Origin of the sequence: Rhodocytophaga aerolata, from assembly GCF_030503435.1 — a bacterium.
GTDB classification, from domain to species: domain Bacteria; phylum Bacteroidota; class Bacteroidia; order Cytophagales; family 172606-1; genus Rhodocytophaga; species Rhodocytophaga aerolata.
Window position 1 is genome coordinate 1 of record NZ_JAUKPO010000120.1, and the last position, 3012, is coordinate 3012.

At 51.0% G+C, this 3012-nt stretch carries 1 protein-coding gene; it reads left to right on the plus strand.

The annotated features are described in order from the left end of the window. On the plus strand, window positions 1-3012 hold a 3012-nt coding region (locus Q0590_RS36930; RefSeq protein WP_302042708.1), incomplete at both ends, for a choice-of-anchor D domain-containing protein.

The following is a 3012-nucleotide window of genomic DNA, read 5'->3' on the forward strand; positions in this document are numbered from 1 at the left end:
ATTGAGCGCTACACCCGTGATCTATCGACCGGTCAGCTGAGCGGGATGCAGGAGATTAAAACCCTTGTCACTAAATATGGCAACCGCTCAGCCATTGGCTTAACCTTTGATCCTACCTCAACGGCGCAAAACCTGATTGCCTGGGTATCGCACTGCTCTTCCGGCCTGGTGAATGCCCCTGAATTTGATGGCAACTTGTCTAAGCTGAGTGGCCTGAACCTGGAAGCAGAGCAGTTGGTGCTGACTAAACTGCCCCGGTCGAAGAAAGATCACTTAGTCAACAGCATTGCCTTCAAAGCAGGCGAGCCGACCATGCTATATTTTAATCAGGGCAGCAACAGCTCGATGGGCGCCTATGATGAGAGCTGGCAGCGCAATGAAAGCCTGCTGGCAGGAGCCATTCTGCGCCTGGATCTCAATAAGCTCCAAGGACTGCCTTTGCCACTGAATGTACAAACCACAAGTAACCAGGCGCTTATTAATGCAGCGCCGGCCAATTCGATTACCTTCTCAGACGGAACCTATAACCCCTATGCCAGCAATTCACCGCTGACCATCTATGCTTCCGGTGTGCGCAATTCCTATGATCTGGTCTGGCATTCCAACGGCCATATGTATGTACCTGCTAACGGATCTGCAGCGGGAGGGAACTCCCCGGCCTCCGTGGCCGGTACCCGCCGGCCCGATGGCAGTTTTTACAGTGGTCCCCAGGTGCCTGCCACTACCGGCATACAAGTGCAGGGTGACTGGCTGTTCAGAGTCAATCCCCTAAAGCCGGTGGGCTACTTTGGCCATCCCAACCCGCTTCGCGGAGAATATGTAGCGCACAGAGGCTACCCCGATAACAGCAAATATCCCCAAGGCACCTTGCCGGATGTCAACTACCGGGGAGCGGCCTTTAATTTCGACTTGAATAAATCGCCTAATGGCGCCATCGAATACAAAAGCAACACCTTTAATGGCGCCTTGAAAGGCTGGCTGCTGGTGTGCCGCTTTGCCGGAGGCAGCGATATTATTGCCTTAAAACCAGGTACGCTGGTGCCCCTAAGCGGGCAGACCGCTAGCAGCAATGATGCGCAGTACAATATCTCTTCGTATAGAACCGGGTCAGGCACCAATGGTATCCCAGGGCTCGGCAATCTATCTAACCCACTTGATATCACTGAAGATCCGGCTAATGGCAACCTGTATGTAGTGGAATATAACTGGAACAACACGGCCGGAAAGCTGGCCCAGATCACCTTGCTGAAAGTGACGGCTCCGTCGGCTCCTGCGCCCCTGATTGTAGTGAGTCCGGCACAGATATTTGATAATGCCGTCAAAGCTACTACGTCTCCCGTGCAGACCATTACCATTGCCAATACAGGCAACGCTACTCTAACAGTAACAGGAATAAACTTAGAGGGTGTAAACAGTGATCAGTTTGAATTATCAGGTTTGCCTGCGGGTTTTCCAGAGATTCCTTTGAGCATCGCTGCTAATAGTGCCAGCACGTTCGGCATAGCCTTCAAGCCAGGAACGGTTGGCCAGAAGACAGCCACGGTGCGGGTGAAAAGCACCGGCAGTGCCGATAAACTGGTAACCTTACGGGGGCTAGGTACAAACGGCTTGGGGGGAACCAGTGAACCTTCCCTGCAAGCGATTCTGGATCTGTATAACATCCCGGTAAATGTGGGCGATGATGATAAAACCACCAATATCATCCATAGCAGCAGCACGTCGCAGCAAGCTCCCCTTTTAGGAGAAGAAATTATTGCCCCCCAGTTTGAGCGGGCAGAAGATGGTCCGATCACGATTGAGCCGCTCTCTGTCTTTGGGCCAACTGGCAGCAATCCGGTGGTGGGCTTTGGCTGGTATGATGCCGGCAAAGCCGATAGTAAACATGAACTGTTCACCGTATCCAATGATCCTATCTCAAACGGACAAACCGTGAATGTAAAATACAGCGGCATCCTAAGCTTTGATCCGGGTATTTCCACATTGGGCTTCTACTCCCGCTGGCCCTGGTTTACTAACCGCCATCTATATAGTGAAGACAGCCTGAATACGTTCCAAGGCGCTATCCCGCACCATGTACGGGTGTATCCCTTGAAGACTTCAACAGGCACCGTTATTCCTTATGCCTATATTGTCGCTTTTGAAGAGCATATCAGCGGATTTGATTACCAGGATTTAGTGGTCATTGTACGAAACGTTCGTGCAATCAACCCGGCAGTAGCCAAAGAGCTAAAATTTGGTGCTTCTCCATTAAATTTTACGGTGATTGCAGGAGAAACAGCGGCCACCCAGAAAGTAACGTTGTCTGCAACTTCCGGAAGTCCGACAGTCAGCTTGACAAAGTCAGTTAATAGTGACTGGCTGGTATTGCCTCAACAGACGGCCTTAGGTAACTTATCGGTAGCTATAAACAGCACAGGTTTGATCCCTGGAACTTATAAAGCCACTGTAACAGCGGCAGCCACCGGGTATATACAAGCGGTGATGGAAGTAAATCTGGTGGTCAATCCCCCCTTAAGTGCCAGTGCCTTAAAAGTTAATTTCCAGCCGGCAGCGCAAACCAGTGTTCCTGCAGGCTATGTCAAAGATGATGGAGGCGCTTATAATGCGACAAGAACATACGGATGGGTGAACCTGACAAGCAAAACACCCGTGGATTTTTCTGCAAATATGCGGGAGAGAGTAGGCTCTGATGAACTTCGCTTACGGACCCTTGTGCAGATGCAGACGAGTGGAGCCACCCCTGGCGCCTGGGAATATGCGCTGGCAAACGGCACTTACAAGGTAACCGTCAGTGTGGGCGATCCCAATTATGTAGACAGTAAGCATCAGATCAATGTAGAAGGGGTAACAGTCATTAATGGCTTTGTGCCAACGACTACCCAGCGGTTTATGTCGGCAACAGTAACAGTTACGATAGCTGATGGCAAACTGACGATTGATCCGATTGGTGGGGTAAATACGAAGCTGAATTATGTGATCATCGATCCGGCCTCCACAAGCCCGGATACCACC